A 21,170-nucleotide genomic window follows, 5' to 3' on the forward strand; every position below is an offset into this window, starting at 1 on the left:
CCGAAACACGCACTCCCTACGGTGAATCCATCGACATCGCATCCGTGCAGATGTCGAACACTGATCGAGGAGAGGCGGTCCTATGGAAGCCGCAGACACCGCGTGGATTTTGGCGGCATTCGCCCTGGTCACGCTCATGTTCCCCGGGCTGGCATTGCTTTATGGAGGCATGCTGAACAGCCGGAATGTGCTCAACATGTTCATGATGATCATGGGGGCGCTCGGCGTCACCACCGTGGTGTACATCGTGATAGGCCATGGTCTGGTCACGGGTGACTCCGTGGGCGGCTGGGGCATCATCGGCAATCCTTTTGAATACGCCACCTATCAGCAATTCACGCAAGACGACGGCGCCGGTGGCACCCTGTGGGGCGCCTTCTACATCCTGTTCGCCGCCATCAGCGTGGCACTGGTGGCCTCAGGCGGTGCCGCGCGCATGAAGTTCGGTGCCTGGCTCGTGTTCTGTGCCCTGTGGGTACTGCTGGTCTATGCCCCGCTGGGGCACTGGGTCTTTGCGGTATCGGATCCTGAAACCGGGTATGTCGGCGGCTGGATGCGCAATGTGCTGGATCTTCACGACTTTGCCGGCGGCACCGCGGTGCACATGAACGCTGGCGCGGCCGGACTGGCACTGGCGCTGGTGCTGGGGGCGCGGAAGTCTACTGCGGACCGACCGCACAACCTCCCGCTGGTGCTGATCGGCACCGGGCTGATCGTGGCAGGGTGGATGGGGTTCAACGGCGGCACCGCCGGAGGGGCGAACTTCCTGGCTGAGTACGTCATTCTCACCTCCATCATCGCGGCGGCCTCAGGGATGCTCGGGTTCCTGATCGTGGAGCGTCTGCGTGACGGACAGGCGACAATGCTGGGTATGGCCACCGGCATGATCGCGGGTCTGGTCGGCATCACGCCGTCGGCTGATGCCGTCACCCCGCTGGGGGCTATGTTCGTCGGACTCCTGTCGTCTGCGGCCACCGCCTGGGCTATTACCTGGAAACGCCGTCACCAGATTGACGACTCGCTCGATGTGTTCGCAGTTCACGGGATCGCCGGCATCGTCGGTGCACTGTTCGTGGTCTTCTTCGGGGCCGCTTCCGCACCGGCAGGTATTGCAGGGGTGGTCTTCGGCGGCGACGTGAGCCTGATCTGGCGGGAGCTGGTCGCGATCACCGTGACCCTGGTCTACGCCTTCGGCATGACCTGGCTGATCGCCACCGTCATGAAGAAGATCGCGCCCATCCGGGTCGACGACGAGGCCGAAGCGCTGGGCCTGGACCAGTCGATCCACGCCGAGTCAGCGTATGAGCAGTCCAGAATCTGACCGATCCCGCACCCATTCCGCAGGAACCACCAGGAGCATCAGATGAAACTCATCACCGCCGTCATCCAGCCCGGACGTCTCGACCACGTCAGCCAAGCGTTGACCGAAGCGGGTTTTCCAGGCGTCACCGTGACAGAGGTCAAGGGCCACGGTGCGCAGGCTTCGCGCACCGAGTACTACCGCGGCATGGCCGTCAGCGTCCCCTTCCGCTCCAAAATGCGATTGGAACTCGTTGTCGCCAACGAGCAGGTAGACACAGCTGTGCAGCTGATAGTCGACCACGCCCGCACAGGGCAGATCGGCGACGGCAAGGTGTGGGTCACCGCCGTCGAGCACGTGGTGCGCGTCCGCACCGGCGAAACCGGCGACGCCGCCGTCTGACACCCGCGCTCCACCGCGACCGCCACTTCCACGCCGCACGCGAGCCCCGCACGAGACAAAGGATAAGCACCCATGAACACTGCACTCGACTTCCGTTACCTCAGCGAACCCGACATGATCGCCGCCGGCGTCACCAACATTGCCCGCTGCGTTGAGGTGATGGAGGAGACGCTGATCCTGCTGCGACAGGGAGACTACGCGATGGCCGGAGCTAGTCACGACTCGCACGGCGCCATGATCACCTTTCCCGAGGCTCCCGCGTTCCCCGGTATGCCCGCCGACGGTCCCGACCGCAGGTTCATGGCGATGCCAGCTTTCCTGGGTGGGCGCTTCGGCACCACCGGGGTGAAATGGTACGGATCCAACGTCGAAAACAAGACCAGGAGCCTGCCGCGCTCCATCCACCTGTTCACCCTCAACGACACCGACACCGGGGCGCCGCTGGCGGTGATGAGTGCCAACCTGCTCTCCGCCTATCGCACCGGGGCCGTCCCCGGGGTGGGCGTGAAGCACTTTGCCCGCGACGACGCCGACACCATCGGCCTGATCGGCCCTGGGGTGATGGGCCGCACCATCGTCGAGGCCGCCCTGTCCCAGCGCCCCAGCATCGAGCGGATCAAGGTCAAAGGGCGCAGCGCGGCCGGTATCCAGCGCTTCACCGAGCACATTCAGCAGCGCTACCCGCAGATCACCCGGGTGGAGGCGGTCGACAGTATTGAAGCCGCGGTGCGCGACGCCGACGTCGTCATCACTGCCACCACCACCGATGCCGCCGGCTCCAGCGCGTTCCCCTACATCCGCCGTCGGTGGATCAAACCGGGGGCGGTTTTGCTCCTACCCGCCGCGGCCCGGTTCGACGACGACTTCGTGATCGAGGAAGCCCGCACCGTGCTCGACGCCCGCGGACTCTACGATGCCTGGTACGAGGAAATGGGCCGCGGGGCCTACCAAGCTCTCGGCATCCCGGGAACCCGCTTCTACGAGCTGATGAAGGAAGGCCGACTGCCTGAGTGGAAGCTCGAACAGATCGCCGACGTCGCCACCGGCAAAGCCCCGCGCCACCGCAACGAAGACGAGATCGTCCTCTATTCGGTCGGGGGCATGCCCGTGGAAGACGTTGCCTGGGCCACCGAGGTGTACCGTAACGCTGTGCGGCACGATGTCGGCACCCGCCTGTCGCTGTGGGACACCCCGGCACTGGCCTAAGCCACTGGGGAACGGAAGGAACGGACACACCATGAGAATCGCCGTCATCGGACTCGGCACCACCGGATCGATGGTGCTGTGGCACCTCAGCCAGCGCCCCGGAGTGGAAGTCGTGGGCTTCGAACAGTTCGGGCTGAACCACGGCTACGGCAGCTACACGGGGGAATCCCGGCTGTTCCGCTCCGCCTACCATGAGGGTCCCAAATACGTTCCGCTGCTGCGGCGGGCGCACGCACTGTGGAGCGAACTGGGGGCGCTCGCAGGCAGGGAACTGATGCACCCGGTCGGCGCACTCACCGTGGCCCCGCACGACGACGAGAGCTTCCAGCGCCTCATCCGGTCCGTGGAGGCCAGCGGGCTGGAGCACGGGCTGCTCACCACCGAGCAACTGCGCCGGCGCTACCCTCAGATGGACATCGTCGACGGCGAACAAGGGCTGCTGGATCCGCTCGGCGGCGCCCTACGCTCCGAACTGGGCGTACTCAGTGCCCTCGAACAAGCCCAACACCACGGAGCGCAGTGCCGGGCGCATCAGCACATTCGCGAGATTTCGGAAGACTCACGCGGAGTCACCGTGCGCACACAGACCCACGGTGAACGCTTCGACGCCGTGGTGGTGACCGCTGGCTCCTGGGCTCCGCAGCTGGACGAACGCGTGGCCGATCTCGTGGTGGCCAGGCCGTTGTTGCTCACCTGGTTCCTGCCGCGAGACGCCAGCCAGTTCACTGCGGACCGGCTTCCCGGCTTCATCCGCGACCGCGACGGCTTCCACGTCTTCGGGGTTCCCATGCTCGATGGGTACAGCGTGAAGGTCAGCGGCGGCGACCGCTGGGGCGACCTTGAGGGGCTGCCCGAACACCAGAATCTCCGCGTGGACGACGACGCCGTCTCCGCTTTCGGCGAGCGGGTGGCCGAAATGTTCCCGGGACTCATCCCGGAGCCCACCCGCTACAGCCTGCACCATGATGGCTTCACCGCGGACAAGACCCCGATCCTGGATCGTTCTGCCTCCGGGCGTGTGATCATCGGCGCTGGTTTCTCCGGCCACGGATTCAAACTCGCCCCTGCAACCGGAGAACTGCTGGCGCAACTAGCGGTCGACGGCGAAGCCCCGCTCAACCACCCCGATTTCGCCGTCGCGGCTCATCGCCCCGTCGTGCCCACCGTTTCCGTGTCCGGCTGATCCTGACGCCCCAGCGCGGCGAATGTTGCCGCCAGCACTAGCCTGGCAGCGGTGATCACACCGCCGGATCGGCTCCGGGGAAGTGGAAGACGTGGTTGAACATCAGCGCCGCCACCCCGAGCGCGGTGCCGAACGACAATACCGTGGTGGCCACCAACAGCACTGGTGCCTGCAACTCGTCCTGCGCTGCGGCGAAGATTTCGCGCAGCTGAGGCACGGTCTGTTGCGCGGCCTTGGAATCCGCCGCATCCGTCAGGGTGGACTGCAAGAGCACCTGCCCATTGACCACAGTGGGTTCGGGTGTCGGAGATCCGGGCGGTCCCACCGGCGCGAATCCCTCGTCTGTCACCGTAAGGCCGCACGCCCGAAGCCCACCAGGATCGAGGGCAACAGGGTCAGCGCGGAGAGCATCGCGAAGACAATACTGATCGCGGCCACGGGCCCGAGGGTGCTATTAGATTTCAGATCGGAGAGCAACAAACACAACAGCCCCGCGATCACCGTGGCCTCCGAAGCAAGAATGGGCTCCACTGAACGCCGCAGCGCCTTCCAACTGGCCACCCAGGCGGAGGAGTGACGTCGCAGCTCCTCCCCGTATCGCGCCACATGCAGCAACGAATAGTCGGTGGCCGCACCGATCACGAGAATGAACAGAATGCCCTGGGTCTGTCCGCTCAGCAGCAGCACATCAGCTGCAGCGAGCAACCAGACCACCAGCAGCGCCACGGTGAGGGCAAAAACCGAGGTCGCCAGCACCGCAATCGGGAGCAGGAACGATCGATATACGACGACGAGAATCACGAACACTGCCGCCAACGCCACCCCGAGTAGCAGCCCATCGATACCGGAGAACCTGCACCCAGATCCGCGCTGAAACCGGCCGGTCCCGTCACGAAACTCGACACTCCCGCCGGCGCGGTCTCCGCCAGCACCCCCTCGAGTTCCGCGACCGCGTCGAGGTTCTTCGCCAGCGCATCCAGTTGAGTCTCGGTCAGCTAGTACTCGGCGGTGAACACCACCACCGCGGGTAGGGCGTCCGAATCGGTGAAGTCGGACAGGACGGCTTGCACTTCGGTGGCTTCGGCCGAGTCTGGAAGGTAGTTGGTCTGGTCGTTGGACGACACCTCACCGACCCGCCCGAAATAGGGGCCGCCGATCGCGGCGCCGACCAGCCATAGCAGCACGAGCACGGCCGGAAGCAGTACCCGCACCCAACGGCGTCCCCTGGTCGGTGACGTCATCGACGATGGTGCTCGGTGTGACATGTGGGCTCCCAAACATAGGCGGTGGGGTGGCGCGATCCGCATCGCCCAGCTTGTCGCCTACCGCAGGAGGCATTAATCACGATGGGACGCTTCATATTAGGCGAGCCTTGCCTTTTTATGTGAGCTGGAATAGCGTGAAACGAACGTCTGCCGCGAATTATAAGGAGCCCGCTGCGCATGTCCGGTGCCTCACACTTCCTCTTTGTTGGTGACCACCGCGATGTGGAGCTGATTGCCCGCATCCTGGCCACGCTGCCAGACACGTCTTACGGCCAGGTCTTCATCGAAGTTCCCTCAGATCAGTGCATCGTGCCGATCGCCGCACCGCAGGGAATGACCGTGCACTGGTTGTTGAACTCGCCGCAGGATGCGCCGGCTGCTCCCGGCGATCGTGCGCTCCAGGCGCTCAACGCCTGGGCCGTGGAATGGATGGCGGATCACCTCACCGGGCACGACCTGCCCTATCTGATGTGGGTCGGCTGTCACGGCAATCTCGGTGTCTCCGAGCGCTGCCGGGACCTGTCCGCGGTCAATGGCGAACTGCATCTGCATCACCCGCATTTTCATTGAGAACGTCGTAAAACCCACGACCCCATCAACACGAAGGTACTGAAGAATGTCAGAACTCAGATCCACCCCAGAACAACGCACATCGACCTCCGTCCTGGTCATCGGGACGGGCGGGTCCGGCCTGCGCGCCGCCATCGAGCTCGCCGAGGCCGGCGTCGACGTGATCGCCGTCGGCAAGCGGCAGAAGTCCGACGCGCACACCTCCCTGGCCGCCGGCGGCATCAACGCCGCTCTGGCCACAATCGACCCGGAGGACACCTGGGAGCAGCACGCGGCCGACACGATCAAGGAGAGCTACTTCCTGGCGAATCCCGAGATCGTCAAGATCGTCACCGAGGGCGCCGAGCAGGGGATTAAGGATCTGGAGCGCTACGGCATGAACTTCGCCCGTGAAGTCGACGGGCGGATCTTGCAGCGTTTCTTCGGTGCCCACAAGTGGCGCCGCACCGCCTTCGCTGGCGACTACACCGGTCTGGAAATCCAGCGCACTCTGGTGCGCCGTGCTGATCAGCTCGACATCGAGATTCTGGACACCGTCTACATCTCCCAGATTCTGACCAACGAGGACGGCGTCGTCTTCGGCGCCTACGGATTCGACCAGGTCACCGGCGAGCGTCAGCTGATCTACGCCGACGCCGTCATCCTGGCCGCCGGTGGTCACAACCGCATCTGGCGCCGCACCTCCTCCCGCCGTAACGAGAACACCGGCGACTCCTTCCGCCTGGCGGTCGAGGCGGGTGCTCGACTGCGCGACGCCGAGCTGGTCCAGTTCCACCCCTCCGGCATTCTGGAGCCCGAAGCCGACGCCGGCACTCTCATCTCCGAGGCTGCCCGCGGCGAGGGCGGCATCCTGCGCAACGCCCTCGGCGAGCGCTACATGGAGCGGTATGATCCCGAGCGCATGGAGCTCTCCACCCGTGACCGCGTGGCCCTGGCCGGTTACACCGAGATCAAGGAAGGCCGCGGCACCGAAAACGGTGGCGTCTGGCTGGACATCTCCCACCTGCCGCGTGAAACCATCATGGAACGACTCCCGCGGGTCTACCAGACCATGATGGAACTGCAGATGAAGGACGTCACCAAGGAGCCGATCGAGATCGCCCCCACTGCGCACTACTCGATGGGCGGCGTCTGGGTCGACGCCGAGGACCACGGCACCGGAGTGCCCGGGCTGTACGCCATCGGTGAGGCGTCCTCCGGTCTGCACGGGGCCAATCGTCTCGGCGGTAACTCGCTGATCGAGCTGCTCGTCTTCGGCCGGATCACCGGTCAGGCCGCTGCCGTCTACTCGGCCGGGCTGGAGGTCCAGAAGCGTTCGCTGGCTGCCATTGACCGCGCCCGGACCGAAGTCATGGACCTGCTCAACGCCGACGGCGAATACAACGTGCGTGCCCTGCAGCGAGATATTCGCAATATCATGACGGATCACTGCGGCGTCGTCCGCGACGAAGAGGGTCTGAAGACCGGTCTGGCCAAGCTGGCCGAAGTGGAAGCCAAGTACTCGCAGGTAGGCGTGCACCCCGACCTGTCCGGATACGAGGAGCTCTCCCACGTCTTCGACCTGAAGTCTTCCCTGCTGGCAGCCAAGGCCACCCTGCAGTGCGCCCTGGAGCGCCGCGAAACCCGGGGTTGCCACAACCGCGCTGACTACCCGGAGACGGACCCGGCGCTGCAGGTGAACATGGTGTGGTCCGCTGACGGCACCGTGACCCACGAGCCCATTCCGGAGGTTCCGGCTGATATTGCGGCACTGATCCAAGAGGTGTCTCAGGACGGCAAGCTGGTCGAGTAAGACGTTCTCGCTCGCGAGCGACACTCACGTGAAGGGAGTCGCGGTACCTGGGGGCTACGATGACGGCATGAGCGCTACCACGCCGTCCTCCACGCTGCAGGAACCGTTGACTCCCTTCGCTGTGCTCGATCGCTCCGTGATCGACGCCAACATTGACCGACTCGAGCGCCGACTGGCTGACCTGAACCTCCCGCTCCGCCTGCACGTGAAAACCTCGAAATCGGTGGAGGTCACCAGCCGGGTCCACCGAGAGGGGCCACAACCGATTGCTGTGTCCACGCTGGCCGAAGCCGAGTATTTCGCCGACGACGGCTACACCGACATCCTCTACGCCGTTGGACTCGCCCCCGCCAAGTTGGACCGCGTCGTCGCTCTCCACGCGCGCGGCGTCGACCTCAGTGTGCTCGTGGATAACACCGACCAGGCCGAGGCCGTTGCAGCAGCTTCCCGGGTCTCCGGGCATCGCATTCCCGCCCTCGTCGAGATTGATTGCGATGGACACCGATCCGGAGTCCGTGCCGAAAGCCCCGAGCTGATCGAGATCGCGCGGATATTGCACGACGGCGGTGCCGAACTACGCGGTGTACTGGATCACGCCGGTGAGTCCTACTTTTCTACCGGCGCCGAAGCCCAAGCCCGCGACGCCGATGCCGAACGCGCGGCCCTCATTACCGCCGCGCAACGCCTGCGCGAGGCCGGCATGCCCTGCCCTGTACTCAGCTCCGGCTCCACCCCCACTGCGCACTCACCCTCGGAAAAAGGCGGCATGACCGAGTTGCGCGCCGGCAACTTCGTTTTCTTCGATCTGGTGATGGCCGGCATCGGGGTGTGCGATCTCGATGACATCGCCTTGTCCGTCGTCGTCACCGTCATCGGGCATCAGTCGGGAAAAGGGTGGATTTTGACCGACGGTGGGTGGATGGCTATGTCTCGCGACCGCGGCACCGCCGCCCAAAAAATCGACCAGGGATACGGGGTCGTGGCGACCCTCGACGGCGAGATCATCCCTGATCTGCTCATGACCGGCGCCAGCCAGGAACACGGCATCCTCGAGCTACGGCACGGCAGCGGGGGAGAACTGCCGGAACTGCCTGTCGGCACCCGACTGCGCGTCTTGCCCAACCACGCGTGCGCGACAGCATCGCAGTACCAGGAGTACTCCGTGGTGGATCGCACGGAAGATCCGACCCGCATTCTCGAAAATTGGCCACGCTGTAATGGGTGGTGAGATCGTCACTCAGTGTTCATGTTCGACTTCGACGGAAACCGTGCACGATCTTGACCAAACCGTTAGGATAGAGCCTTCAGGAGTCAATCGCGGTGACCAACACGGTTAGCGCGCGGGAAGGGAGCGCAGAGCGCTATGTCACAGAACGGTTTCACCCCAGAACAGGGGCAAGTTCGCAACGGTGACGAGGTGGCTTCCCAGACCACGAGCATCGGTCTGCCGGACCTGGAACCTGTCGCTGATCCGTCGCTGGCCGACGGCGATCGTGAAACCATCAACGCTCTGCCCGTCGGTTCGGCCCTGCTGGTGGCCCACGCCGGTCCTAACCAGGGCGCACGCTTCTTGCTGGACCAGGATGTGACTTCGGTGGGACGGCACCCGAACTCCGATATTTTCCTCGATGACGTCACCGTTTCCCGCAAGCACGCACGTTTCGAGCGTAGCGGCGAAGCCTTCACCGTAGTCGACGCCGGCTCGCTCAACGGCACCTACGTCAACCACGACCGGGTTGACTCCATCACCCTGCGACCGGGCATGGAAGTGCAGATCGGAAAGTTCCGCCTGACCTACTACTCCGGCACTCAGCGCACCGCGTCCTAAGCACAATGCGCTCCCGGACCGAGGAGCCGCTGAACCGCTGACCGATTGACGTAGCCGAGGACCCTTCTGTGACCCCATCCATCTCCCGCCGACCACTGACTCCAGCCGAATCGTCGCGCACCCGCCGTGCCGTGATGAACATCGGCGAAGTGCTCGCCGCGCTCAAGGCAGACTTTCCGCAGGCCAGCGCCTCGAAGATCCGGTTTCTGGAAGAGAAGGGTCTGATCACACCCCAGCGCACCGCCGCTGGCTACCGGAAATACACTGAAGCGGATACGGATCGCCTGCGGTTCATCCTGGCCCTGCAACGCGACCAGTATCTGCCGTTGAAAGTGATCAAGGACTACCTCGACGCCGTCGATGCCGGTGAGCATCCCGAGTCCCTCCCTGGCGGGCTGACTCTGACGCCACGCTCGGTCTCGGATCAGCTGGCCCAAGAGATCGCCGGTCACACCCGCCCGCTCACCCGCGCCGAAATCCAAGGCCTCACCGGCGCCTCCGCGCAACTGATGGACTCGCTTGAGCAGTTCCGGCTGATCGAACCGGACGAAACCGGGCGGTACTCGGAATACAGCCTGAAGGCTGTCCGTTCTGCTGTGATTCTTGCCTCGCACGGCATCGAAGCCCGGCACCTGCGGATGTTCCGGGTCTCCGCCGACCGTGAGATGGGACTCGTGGAGCAAGCCACCGCGGCCATGGCCACCCGCCGAGATGCTGCTGCTCGGGCCCGCGTTGCAGAAACCGCCCGAGAAATCAGCCAAGCCTGCCTCGCCCTGCACGGTGCCCTGGTCTCTGAAGCCATCGCGGAGGCCGACAACAGCTGAGCTGAGCCGGCCGCAGGCGTAGGATTGAAGCTCAGTACGCCCAAACATAAGGACCGGTGAGCATGAACAGCGATGTGGAGATGACCATCCTCGACATCCGTGTCGAGCTACCGGGCAACCAGCCCATGGTGCTCCTACACGACACCGAACGTGATGTGCTGGTCCGCATCTGGATCGGCGCACCAGAAGCCAGCGCCATTGCCATGGCCCAGCACCAGGTGCCCAGCCCGCGCCCGATGACCCACCAACTCCTGGTCGACGCGGTCAACGCCACCGGAGACACCCTGGAGTCTGTGCGCATCAGCGCGGTGGAAGATGGCGTCTTCTTTGGAGAACTCGTGTTGAGTAGCGGGGTACGTGTCGACGCGCGGGCTTCGGACGCCATCGCCTGCGCCCTCTTCGGCCATGTCAGCGTCTATTGCGATCAGGCCGTCATCGACGAGGCCGGTGTTCCAGCAGAACTCGCGGCCACTTTTGATGACGAAGTAGCCGCCGACATCGACGAGGATGAGGAGATGGACGAGGTGGACTCCGAGATGACCGCACGGGAAGAATCGATGGACGCCTTTCGCGAGTTTTTGAATAGCGTCACGCCGGACGACTTCGCCGAAGGTCACGAATAGGACACGACACGGGTGTCATCACCCCGAAGATCTTTGACCACGGCACGTTGTGGGCTTAGCGTGGTGCACAGACGGTTCCGCAGTTCTCAAACTTCCCCCGCGTGGAACCACTGACCCAGGAGGAATCCTCGTGACTCCGACATTCGAATCTTCGCCGTCACAGGGTGCTGGTGACTCCAGCGCCCAGGGCGTGCTGTTCAATGACGACGCGCCGTGGCTCGATGAAGAGACCGGGTACCGTGGCCCGACGGCGTCGAAAGCCGCGGGCATCACCTACCGCCAGCTGGATTATTGGGCACGTACCGGTCTGGTGACGCCCTCCATGCGCGGAGCCAAAGGTTCCGGCACGCAGCGGCTCTACTCTTTCCGCGACATCCTGGTCCTGAAAGTCGTCAAGCGTCTACTTGACACCGGCGTCTCGCTGCAGCAGATCCGCACCGCGGTGGAGCATCTGCGCGAGCGTGGCACCCATGACCTGGCTCAGATCACCCTGATGTCCGATGGCGCCTCCGTGTACGAGTGCACCTCGGCCGATGAGGTCATCGACCTGGTCCAGGGTGGGCAGGGTGTGTACGGCATTGCCGTTGGGCGTGTCTGGCGCGAAGTCGAAGGCTCGCTCTCGGAGCTGCCCGCCGAGCACTTGGAATCAGAAGATTCCAACTCGTTCCCCGGCGATGAGCTCTCCGCACGACGCAACGCCCGTCGTCAGTCGGCCTCCTGAACCAGCGCCGAGCCGACCACTCGATCTCCTCAAGTTTTCTAATACACAGCAGAGCCGGGGTTGCCTTGGTGGTAACCGCGGCTCTGGTGCGCTAAGCGCGTATGAAAACGACAGTCAGCGTTTAGGCGCTGGGGCGCCTCTCACGACGATTCTTCGACGGGCGCATGACAGAGGTGAGCATTTCATCGAACAGCTTTGAGGTACGTGAGGCCGTCTCACCCGGCCAAGCATGTACTGACCATGCCGCGCCCTGGATCTGCTGCCAATTAGAAGTTTCCGGGATGCTCACCGGAAGCAGTCGATCCCCGAACATCCGGGACATCTCGGCCAGGCGGAACTTGTGCTCCTTGGACGCCATCCGCACGCGATTGACCACTACGCCGGTCGACTGCACGGCGGGGGCATATTCGCGACGGAACAAATCCAGGGCACGCATGCTGCGCTCTGTGCCCGCCACCGAGAACAGCGACGGCTCGGCGACCAGCAGCACATCGGTGGAGGCGGCCCAGGCCATGCGGGTGACACCGTTCAGCGCGGGAGGGCAGTCAATGAGGACCAGACCATAGCGGGTCACCGACGACAGCAGCTGAGAGAGCCGACGCAGCTCCCGGGTTCGAGTGGTGGGACGTTCAAAGATGGACGTGCGTGAGGAACCGCGCACCACATCCAGGATCGGCTGATGCGTGGATGCGGTTGCCGTGTCTGGGGCATGCGGGGATTCATTCTCGCTCCACCCGGCCGGTAGAACGTGGTCAGCCAGCTGATAGCGGCGAGGCTTGGCCAGCATGGTGCCCAAGTCCACAGTGACGGCGTCCTGTTGGACTCCGAGCCCAGTGGACGCATCCGCGTGAGGATCCATATCGACCACCAGAGTGGGGATGCGAGCTGCTCTGGCCGCCGAGGCCAGGCCCAGCGTCACGGACGTCTTGCCGACGCCACCCTTCAAGCTGGAGATGGAAATGATCTGCACGATAGAACTGTCCTCACGCGAGTCCGGTTGAACGGTCAACTCCCAAGTCTAACGCGTTGACCCAGGGCACGTGCGGAAGCACAGCTGCCCGCAGATTGATATATCAGAATTCTGTTGTGTGACGCGATTCACCGTTATCGTGGTTATTGGTGTGTAGAATCACACACCATGTGGGGTGCCGGATCCGGGCTCCACCGTCGCTATCTGATTCCGACCCCATGAAGGAGGCGTTGTGTCCGAAAACAACCATGTCAGGACCTCCGACGTCGAGGAAACCAAGCCGGTCTTCTCCAAAGTACTGGTCGCTAACCGCGGTGAAATCGCCGTGCGTGCGTTTCGCGCCTGTTTTGAACTTGGTGCTCAGACCGTCGCTGTATTTCCCTATGAGGATCGCAACTCGATTCACCGGCAGAAGGCTGATGAGGCCTACCGTATTGGTGAGGAAGGCCACCCGGTCCGTGCTTACCTGAATGTCGATGAGATCGTCCAGATCGCTCTCGACTCCGGATGTGACGCCATTTACCCGGGCTATGGATTCCTCTCTGAGAACCCCGATCTGGCACGTGCCGCCCGTGACGCCGGGCTGACGTTCGTGGGCCCCTCGCCCGAGATTCTTGACTTGACCGGAAATAAGGTCGAAGCCATCCGGACCGCCCGCGAGGCTGGGGTGCCAACCCTGAAATCCTCGGCACCGTCGGACAACGTGGAAGAGCTGTTGGCAGCAGCAGACGAGATCGGTTTCCCGATTTTCGTCAAGGCCGTGGCCGGTGGTGGCGGCCGCGGCATGCGTCGCGTTGATACCGAAAACCAGCTCAAAGATTCTCTCAACGCCGCGATGCGCGAGGCTAAGACCGCTTTCGGCGACGCCACGGTGTTCTTGGAGCAAGCCGTGTTGCGTCCGCGGCACATCGAGGTCCAGATCCTCGCCGACAAGCACGGCAACGTCGTCCACCTCTTCGAGCGCGACTGCTCGATGCAGCGTCGTCACCAGAAGGTCATCGAAATTGCTCCGGCCCCGAACCTGGACGAGAACATTCGCCAGGCTCTGTATGCCGACGCTGTGAAGCTGGCTGAAGCGGTGGGCTACGAAAACGCCGGAACCGTGGAGTTTTTGGTCGATACGGCCGGTGATCGGGCCGGCGAGCACGTGTTCATCGAGATGAACCCGCGCATTCAGGTGGAGCACACCGTGACCGAGGAAATCACCGACGTTGACCTGGTGACCGCTCAGTTACGCATCGCCGCGGGGGAGTCGCTGGAGGAGATCGGCATCCGCCAGGACGAGCTGCGCATTCGCGGTGCGGCCATGCAGTGCCGCATCACCACCGAAGACCCGGCCAACGATTTCCGTCCCGACACTGGCGCGATTTCTGCCTACCGGTCTGCCGGTGGTTCCGGTGTCCGTCTGGACGGCGGCACCATCTACACCGGAGCCGAAATTAGCCCACACTTCGACTCGATGCTGGTGAAGCTCACCTGCCGTGGCCGCGACTACGCGACGGCGCTGCGCCGCACCCGCCGTGCCCTGGCCGAGTTCCGTATTCGCGGTGTGGCGACCAACATCCCGTTCTTGATGAACGTGCTGGATGAGCCGCAGTTCATCGAGGGCGACGTTGCCACCGACTTCATTGACAAGCACCCGCACTTGACCCAGGTCAACCGTTCGCAGAACCGTGGATCGAAAGCACTGCAGTACCTGGCCGATGTCACCGTGAACCAGCCCAACGGGCCGCGCGTCGAAGGCATCGACCCCCGAGACAAACTGCCACGGTTCCCCGGGGACAAGACCGATGAACCGGATCGAAGCCCCTTCGACGGTCCCTCCAGCCAGGTGCCGCCAAACGGCTGGCGCCAGGTGCTCTTGGAGAAGGGGCCCGAGGGTTTTGCTCGGGCGTTGCGCGAGCAGAAGGCGCTGGCCGTCACCGACACCACTTTCCGTGATGCGCACCAGTCGCTGCTGGCGACCCGCGTGCGTACTCGTGATCTGCTGGCTGCGGCACCTGCGCTGGCGCACACCCTGCCCGGACTGTTCTCGGTCGAGGCGTGGGGTGGGGCCACCTACGATGTGGCCCTGCGCTTCTTGGCTGAGGACCCGTGGGACCGTCTGGAGCGTCTGCGTGCCGAAATGCCCAACCTGCCAATTCAGATGCTGCTGCGCGGCCGCAACACCGTGGGCTACACCCCCTACCCGCAGCAGGTAACGGAAGCGTTTGTCGAGGAAGCCGCGGCCACCGGTGTCGATATTTTCCGCATCTTCGATGCTCTGAACGATGTTGACCAGGTCATTCCGGCTATCAAAGCCGTGCGGGAGAAGACCAACGCTGTAGCCGAAGCCGCGCTCTGTTACACGGGTAATCTGCTCGACCCGAACGAGAAGCTTTACACGCTGGACTACTACCTCCAGTTGGCCGATCGTCTTGTGGAAGCCGGGGCACACATCCTGGCCATCAAGGACATGGCGGGGCTGCTCCGTCCTGCTGCGGCGCACCGGTTGGTTACCGCGCTACGTGAGCGTTTTGACGTTCCGGTGCACCTTCACACCCATGACACCGCCGGCGGTCAGTTGGCAACGTTGCTTGCTGCAGCAGACGCTGGGGTCGATGCGGTGGATACCGCGGTCGCCGCGATGTCGGGGACCACTTCTCAGGTCTCGATGTCGGCCCTGGTTGCCGCCACCGAACTCACTGATCGTGATACCGGTCTGGACCTGGAAGCAGTCACAGCGCTGGAACCCTACTGGGAGTCGGTGCGTGGGATTTACTCACCCTTCGAATCGGGTCTGCCAGCACCGACGGGCCGCGTCTACCTGCACGAGATCCCGGGTGGTCAGCTGTCCAACCTGCGCCAGCAGGCCATCGCCCTGGGTCTGGGGGAGCGGTTCGAAGACATCGAGTCGATGTACGCCGCCGCCAACGACATTCTGGGCAATATCGTCAAGGTCACCCCGTCGTCTAAGGTGGTCGGGGATCTGGCGCTGGCACTCGTAGGTGCCAACGCCGATCCCGCCGATTTTGCCGAGAATCCGCGCGACTACGATATTCCGGACTCGGTGATAGGATTCCTCTCCGGCCAGCTGGGTGACCCGCCCGGTGGTTGGCCGGAGCCGTTCCGCACCCGTGCTCTGGAAGGGCGGACCGTCTCCAAACCGGTGGATGAGACCATCAGCGCAGAGGACGAGAAGCTGCTGGCCGAACCAGGCCAGCCGCGTAGAGAAGCACTCAATCGCCTGCTGTTTCCCGGACCCACCCGCGAATACCAGCAGCACGTGGAGAACTTCGGTGACACCTCGGTGCTACACACCCGGGACTTCCTCTATGGGATGCGTCGTGGGCATGAGCATGTCATCTCCCTGGGCAAGGGCGTTCGACTGCTCGTGCAGTTGCAGACGATCACCGACGCCGATGAGAAGGGCATGCGCCAGGTGGCGCTGACCCTCAATGGTCAGGCGCGACAGCTGCAGGTGCGCGATCACTCGGTGGAATCCACGGTGCGTGCGGCAGAGAAGGCCGAGGCCGGTAATTCCGGTCATGTGGCAGCTCCGTTTTCCGGGACCGTGACCGTGAACGTGGCTGAAGGCGACACCGTCACCGCCGGGCAGTCGGTGGCCACCATCGAAGCGATGAAAATGGAAGCCGGCATCACGACCTCCGTGAGCGGAACGGTGGAGCGGGTGGTCCTCAGTGAGGCAACTCCGGTCGATGGCGGCGATCTACTGGTCGTGATCCGCCCCGAGTGAACGGTGTGTGACCTGCGCCGAAGAAGGGCGTGATCAGGGGCTACCCTGAACCTATGACTCCGCATTTCGATTTGGCGATCATTGGTTCAGGCTCAGGTAACTCTATGATCACGCCCTTCTGGGATGACCGCCGTGTGGCGATCATCGATTCCGGCGTTTTCGGCGGGACCTGCCTCAACCGTGGCTGCATTCCCACGAAAATGTTCGCGTACCCCTCCCAACTGGCTGCCTCGGCCGCAAAGGCCTCACGGCTCGGCGTTGATCTAGAGGCCCATGGGGCGCGGTGGCGCGAGATACGTGATCGAATCTTCACCCGGATCGACGCCATCTCCGACGGCGGCCGTCGCTATCGTGACGAAGAGCTGGACAACACCACTTTGGTCGACGAAGAGGTGCGATTCACCGGACCGAAGCAACTGACCACCGCCGGCGGAGCGGTGATCGAAGCCGACAACATCGTGGTGGCGGCCGGCTCCCGTCCGGTGCTGCCCGTGGTGCCCGGCATCGATCTGCCGCAGGTGCACACCTCCGACACCGTGATGCGCGTTGATGAGTTGCCGGAGAAAATCATTGTCGTCGGTGGTGGGTTCATCGCCGCGGAATTTGCTTCCATCTTCTCGGGCCTGGGCTCCGAGGTGGTCCAGGTCAACCGATCGCCCCGGCTACTGCGTAGCCACGACGACACCATCTCAGAACGTTTCACCGAACTGGCCGCACGCCAATGGGATCTGCGCACCGGTGCCGTACTGTCCTCGATCGAACCGCTCACTGATGGTGGCTCCGGCACCGGGCAGCGGGTGCGGGTGAACTTCACCGCGGCGTACGGTGATCAGGCGTCGGCGACGTCTGACTTTAGCGAAGACGCTAACTTGGTGCTGATCGCTCAGGGACGCACTCCCAACACCGACCGCTTGAACGTGGCGGCCGCGTCCGAGGGCGGGCTCGATGTGCGCGAGGATGGCACCCTGGCCACAGACTCGTTTGGACGCCTCCTGTCAGCTGGACAGCCGGTGCCGGGGCTGTGGGGTATCGGTGACGTGGTGAATAGCTGGCAGCTCAAGCACGTTGCTAACCACGAACAGCGCGTCGTCGCTCATAACCTGGAGCACCCCGATGACCTTCGCTCCATGGAGTTGACCCCGGTTCCCTCGGCGGTGTTCTCGCGGCCACAGATCGCTACGGCAGGCCTCACCGAGGCCGAAGCGCTGGCACTCTACGGGGCGGACCGGATCAGCGTGAAGGTTCAGGACTACGGCGCGGTGGCGTATGGCTGGGCCATGGAAGACGACCATGGGCTGGTCAAGCTCATTGCGGAGCGCGACACGGGACTCATCGTCGGCGCACACCTGCTGGGCGAGGACGCCTCCAACCTCATTCAGCCGCTCATACAGGCCATGTCGTTTGGGCTGGATGCCCACACGATGGCCCGCGGTCAGTATTGGATTCACCCTGCCCTGGCCGAAGTGGTGGAAAACGCACTGCTAGGGCTCGAAGTTCCCGTTTCCGGTCACCTCTGAGCCCCAGCAGCGTCTGCGCGTCGTGATGAAGGATTAGGCCTTGTTCGGGTCCTTCTGCGAGTAGATCTCCTCGATGAGGACCTCGAAATCACGGACCACAACGTCGCGCTTGATCTTCAGCGACGGCGTCATCTGCCCGGACTCAACGGTGAAGTCTTCGCGGGTGATGCGGAAAGCACGGATCGACTCGGCGCGTGACACCGACTCATTGGCCTTATCGATGGTGGACTGGACGTGTTCCAGTACCTTCGGGTGTTCGGCGAGTTCAGCCACCGGCGTGTTCTGGTCGATGCCGTTCTGGGCCAACCAGCCCGGCAGCGTGTCAGCGTCGAGGGTGACCAACGCAGCGATGAACGGCCGATTTTCGCCCACCACCAAGCACTGGGACACTACGGCGTCGGCCCGGACCTGATCCTCCAGCTGAGCCGGTGCGACGTTCTTGCCGGAGGCGGTGACGATAATTTCCTTCTTGCGTCCCTTGATCGTCAGGTAGCCGTCGGCGTCGAGCTCGCCGATGTCACCGGTGGCGAACCAGCCGTCGGCGTCGATGGCGTCCTTCGTGAGGTCTTCGCGATGGTGATAGCCGTTCATCAGGCAGACTCCCTTGGCCAGGATTTCGCCGTCCTCGTTGATTTTGACGGCATTGCCGGGAAGCGGCAGCCCAACCGTGCCGATCTTGGTCAAACCAGGACGATTCACGGTGACCGGGGCCGTGGTCTCAGTCAGGCCGTAGCCTTCCATGATGTTCACGCCGATACCGGCGAAGAAATGACCGAGTCGCGCACCGAGGGGGCCGCCGCCGGAGACGGCGTGGGTGACCTGGCCGCCCATGGCGTCACGCAGTTTTCCGTAGAGCAGTTTGTCAAAGACGGCGTGCTTGATCTTGAGTCCGAGCGGCACCTTTCCACTTTCGCGTGCCTTGGAGAACTCGATGGCGGTGTGGGCGCCCTTCTCGAAGATATTGCCCTTGCCCCCGGCTTCTGCTTTGAGCTTGGCGCCGTTGTACACCTTCTCGAAGACACGCGGCACAGCCAGCAGGAAGGTGGGCTGGAACGACTGCAGATCATCCACGAGCTCCTTGATGTCCGAGGTGTGGCCCACGCGCGAGCCGGCGCCCACCGCGAGCACGGAGATGAAGCGGGCGAAGACGTGGGCCAGCGGGATGAACATCACGGTGGAGGCGTTGGGGTTGACGACGTCACCGAGTTCGGTGGCCAGAGTCTGCAAGGTGAGCTCGGTGAAGTTGCCGTGGGTCAGCTCGCAGCCCTTGGGTTTGCCGGTCGTGCCCGAGGTGTAGATGATCGTGGCGAGATCGTCGAGGTTCGCGGTGGCACGCCGGGATTCCATCTCTTCCTCGGACGGACCATGGTCCGCAGCGGCGCGCACTTCGTTGAGCCCGTCGTTCTCGATCAACCAGGTGGCCAATAGTGTTGGCAACTTCTCCTGGCGGATGGCGGTCTCGACCACGCGCTGGTGCGAGGTGGTGGCGCAGAAGGCGGCCTTCACGCCAGCATCCTCGACGATCCAGGCGACCTGAGAAGGCGAAGAAGTTTCGTAGACCGGAATGGTGATGGCGCCGGCGTACCAGATGGCGAAATCGAGCAGCGTCCACTCGTAGCTGGTCGGCGCCATGATGGCCACTTTGTCTCCGGGCTCAATGCCGGCGCCGGCCAGGCCTCGGGCTAACGTCTTGACGTCGCGATGGAACTCGGCGGCGCTGATGTCGCGCCACTGCCCAGGGGTTTCTTGAACAGCGAAGAGCGTGTTCGCGGGGTCTCGTTCGACCTGTCGTTCCAAGAGGTCGGTGGTGTTGAGATCCTGTGGGACCTGGATGACCTTGTCCGTGGAGAACTCTCTCATCGGATGCTCCTCGTCGTATGTGGTGAATCGGGCTCAAGTGTGTAGTAAATCACAATTCTACGGACTAGTAACTCTGTTGGCGAGGCGACGTACCGTCGGTGGCGCAGTTTTCTAGATGCGGGCGCCTCCTCCGTAGTCGCTGTCGTCTGGAGGCTGTTCGGCGCGAGTGCGCGAGGTGGGGACGGCGAAGAATAATCCCGCCAATCCGAGTAAGAAGGTCACCACTAGTCCAGCACGTACCCAGAACGGGGCTTGCGGTGCAGACAACATGAGCAATACCAAGCCGATCGGAGAGCCGATAGCTGCAACCCAGGTGAGCACCATGCGCGGGTTGCCGGAGGTCAGCGCCGGTGGATCGGCGGGAGTGAAGTTATCCGGTTCGTCGGCCGGGGTGTAGTCGCGGGGGCCAACCGGTTGATCGTGCTGATCCTTCGGTGCGCTGGTGCGCGCTTGCTCTTCGGTGCCTCCGAGTTCGATGACCATGCGGCGCCAGGCCTCGTCCTCGGGCTCGACGGCGTCGTCGTGCCGTGGGTCATCGTTCATCGACGTCCCCTCTCAATGGAGGACTGCGTGGTGTGGAGCGGTGCGGCGAGCGCCCGGACGGATTCTTCAATGATGTATTCGGCATCGTAATCCAAGGTCGCCACATGAAAGCTGTCGGAGAGTCGGTGTTCGGTGTACTGGGCCGTGTTGGTTGCCCCGGCGCGCAACACCTGCATTGAGGATTCGGGGATGACGTGGTCTTGGTCCGCGCGGAACACCGTGATCGGTGCGGCGACGGATGACAGCTGTGGAACCAAGGTGCGGATCAGCGCGGCGAGTTCGGCGACGGCGGCCACGGGGGTACGAGGGTAGGCGCCCTCCGTAACGCCTGGCCGGGCAATGTCGTCGGCCACCGGCTTCACCGAAGGAATGACCCGATGTAGCAAGGGGGCGAGGGCGCCGCCCCAGGCGTCGAGGGTCTTGAGGCGTAGTGCTGGGTTCACCAACAGTACGTGGGAGACCTTCCGGTGTGCGGCAGCGTCGAGGGCCAAAGTGGCTCCCATGGAGAGCCCTGCCACGACGATTTCGTCGACGGGCTCGCCCTGGTAGTGCAGTGAGTCCACCGCCTGGCGGACGTCGTCGCGCCATTGCCCGGCGGGCACGCGGTTCATGTCCTGCCAGCGTGTTCCGTGACCGGAGAGAAGCGGCAGGGAGACGGCCGCACCTGCCTCCGCGAGTCCTGTTGCCCAGGGCCTGATGGACTCTGGGACGGAGGTGAATCCGTGAATCATCACCACACCGATTTTGCGGTTCGTGCGCGACGGCGCAAGAATACCGTCCGCCGCTGGGGGCATGTAGTGGATAGAGGCATTTGCCATGCACTCCAGCCT

At 63.7% G+C, this 21,170-nt stretch carries 20 protein-coding genes; 13 read left to right on the forward strand and 7 right to left on the reverse strand.

Translation table 11 applies throughout. From position 1 onward, the window contains the following. The first annotated feature begins 82 nt into the window (after positions 1-82). The 4 genes from O1A05_RS09745 (at position 83) to solA (ending at position 4,091) form a co-directional block, all read left to right on the forward strand. Positions 83-1,321, forward strand: coding sequence for an ammonium transporter (locus O1A05_RS09745; RefSeq protein WP_270105026.1), 1,239 nt, complete (start codon positions 83-85; stop codon positions 1,319-1,321). 42 nt (positions 1,322-1,363) lie between these two features. Beyond that, on the forward strand, positions 1,364-1,702 hold the full coding sequence (locus O1A05_RS09750) for a P-II family nitrogen regulator (protein WP_270105027.1): 339 nt from the start codon (positions 1,364-1,366) through the stop codon (positions 1,700-1,702). Between the two features lie 72 nt (positions 1,703-1,774). Continuing rightward, a complete protein-coding gene (locus O1A05_RS09755) occupies positions 1,775-2,908 on the forward strand; it encodes a tyramine oxidase subunit B (RefSeq protein WP_270105028.1) in 1,134 nt (377 codons plus the stop codon). 31 nt (positions 2,909-2,939) lie between these two features. After that, positions 2,940-4,091, forward strand: a complete 1,152-nt coding sequence (gene solA, locus O1A05_RS09760; RefSeq protein ID WP_270105029.1) for an N-methyl-L-tryptophan oxidase — start codon at positions 2,940-2,942, stop codon at positions 4,089-4,091. A gap of 55 nt (positions 4,092-4,146) precedes the next feature. Here solA and O1A05_RS15725 read toward each other — a convergent pair whose 3' ends face one another. The 3 genes from O1A05_RS15725 to O1A05_RS15735 all read right to left on the reverse strand — a co-directional run bounded on the left by O1A05_RS15725 (position 4,147) and on the right by O1A05_RS15735 (position 5,332). Then, positions 4,147-4,416, reverse strand: a complete 270-nt coding sequence (locus O1A05_RS15725; RefSeq protein WP_442867623.1) for a hypothetical protein — start codon at positions 4,414-4,416, stop codon at positions 4,147-4,149. Positions 4,417-4,436: 20 nt separating this feature from the next. Continuing rightward, positions 4,437-4,898 (reverse strand): MMPL family transporter, encoded by a 462-nt coding sequence (locus O1A05_RS15730; protein ID WP_442867684.1) that lies wholly within the window; start codon positions 4,896-4,898, stop codon positions 4,437-4,439. A gap of 188 nt (positions 4,899-5,086) precedes the next feature. Next, on the reverse strand, positions 5,087-5,332 hold the full coding sequence (locus tag O1A05_RS15735) for a hypothetical protein (RefSeq protein WP_442867624.1): 246 nt from the start codon (positions 5,330-5,332) through the stop codon (positions 5,087-5,089). A 246-nt stretch (positions 5,333-5,578) separates the two neighbouring features. Here O1A05_RS15735 and O1A05_RS09770 point away from each other — a divergent pair, with 246 nt between their 5' ends. The 7 genes from O1A05_RS09770 to O1A05_RS09800 all read left to right on the forward strand — a co-directional run bounded on the left by O1A05_RS09770 (position 5,579) and on the right by O1A05_RS09800 (position 11,714). Then, the gene (locus O1A05_RS09770) at positions 5,579-5,926 is read left to right on the forward strand and encodes an SIP domain-containing protein (protein ID WP_270105030.1); all 348 of its coding nucleotides are present in this window, start codon (positions 5,579-5,581) and stop codon (positions 5,924-5,926) included. Between the two features lie 46 nt (positions 5,927-5,972). Then, positions 5,973-7,718 (forward strand): L-aspartate oxidase, encoded by a 1,746-nt coding sequence (locus tag O1A05_RS09775; RefSeq protein ID WP_270105031.1) that lies wholly within the window; start codon positions 5,973-5,975, stop codon positions 7,716-7,718. Between the two features lie 67 nt (positions 7,719-7,785). After that, complete coding sequence (locus O1A05_RS09780; RefSeq protein ID WP_270105032.1) at positions 7,786-8,946, forward strand: alanine racemase; 1,161 nt, start codon at positions 7,786-7,788, stop codon at positions 8,944-8,946. A gap of 135 nt (positions 8,947-9,081) precedes the next feature. Continuing rightward, positions 9,082-9,546 (forward strand): FHA domain-containing protein, encoded by a 465-nt coding sequence (locus tag O1A05_RS09785; RefSeq protein ID WP_270105033.1) that lies wholly within the window; start codon positions 9,082-9,084, stop codon positions 9,544-9,546. A 134-nt stretch (positions 9,547-9,680) separates the two neighbouring features. Continuing rightward, positions 9,681-10,370, forward strand: a complete 690-nt coding sequence (gene ftsR / locus O1A05_RS09790) for a transcriptional regulator FtsR (RefSeq protein WP_270107547.1) — start codon at positions 9,681-9,683, stop codon at positions 10,368-10,370. Positions 10,371-10,432: 62 nt separating this feature from the next. Further along, a complete protein-coding gene (locus O1A05_RS09795) occupies positions 10,433-10,993 on the forward strand; it encodes a bifunctional nuclease family protein (protein ID WP_270107548.1) in 561 nt (186 codons plus the stop codon). A gap of 130 nt (positions 10,994-11,123) precedes the next feature. Beyond that, positions 11,124-11,714 (forward strand): MerR family transcriptional regulator, encoded by a 591-nt coding sequence (locus O1A05_RS09800; protein ID WP_270105034.1) that lies wholly within the window; start codon positions 11,124-11,126, stop codon positions 11,712-11,714. A 121-nt stretch (positions 11,715-11,835) separates the two neighbouring features. Here O1A05_RS09800 and O1A05_RS09805 read toward each other — a convergent pair whose 3' ends face one another. Then, positions 11,836-12,684, reverse strand: coding sequence for a ParA family protein (locus O1A05_RS09805; protein ID WP_270105035.1), 849 nt, complete (start codon positions 12,682-12,684; stop codon positions 11,836-11,838). A gap of 232 nt (positions 12,685-12,916) precedes the next feature. Here O1A05_RS09805 and O1A05_RS09810 point away from each other — a divergent pair, with 232 nt between their 5' ends. Together O1A05_RS09810 and O1A05_RS09815 are read left to right on the forward strand one after the other, a co-directional pair. Further along, a complete protein-coding gene (locus tag O1A05_RS09810) occupies positions 12,917-16,420 on the forward strand; it encodes a pyruvate carboxylase (RefSeq protein WP_270105036.1) in 3,504 nt (1,167 codons plus the stop codon). A 104-nt stretch (positions 16,421-16,524) separates the two neighbouring features. Beyond that, positions 16,525-17,937: a mycothione reductase gene (locus O1A05_RS09815; protein WP_270105038.1), complete on the forward strand. Its 1,413-nt coding sequence runs from the start codon at positions 16,525-16,527 to the stop codon at positions 17,935-17,937. A gap of 33 nt (positions 17,938-17,970) precedes the next feature. Here the strand turns inward: O1A05_RS09815 and O1A05_RS09820 are convergent, their stop codons facing one another. From O1A05_RS09820 to O1A05_RS09830, 3 genes are all read right to left on the reverse strand, one after another. Further along, entirely contained in the window at positions 17,971-19,797 is a 1,827-nt protein-coding gene (locus tag O1A05_RS09820; protein WP_270105039.1) for an AMP-dependent synthetase/ligase, read from the reverse strand. Positions 19,798-19,908: 111 nt separating this feature from the next. Beyond that, on the reverse strand, positions 19,909-20,340 hold the full coding sequence (locus O1A05_RS09825) for a hypothetical protein (protein WP_270105040.1): 432 nt from the start codon (positions 20,338-20,340) through the stop codon (positions 19,909-19,911). After that, a complete protein-coding gene (locus O1A05_RS09830) occupies positions 20,337-21,158 on the reverse strand; it encodes an alpha/beta hydrolase (RefSeq protein WP_270105041.1) in 822 nt (273 codons plus the stop codon). The genes O1A05_RS09825 and O1A05_RS09830 overlap by 4 nt, the downstream gene beginning before the upstream one ends. Positions 21,159-21,170 lie beyond the last annotated feature (12 nt).

Origin of the sequence: Citricoccus sp. NR2, assembly GCF_027594385.1 — a bacterium.
Classification (GTDB): Bacteria; Actinomycetota; Actinomycetes; order Actinomycetales; family Micrococcaceae; genus CmP2.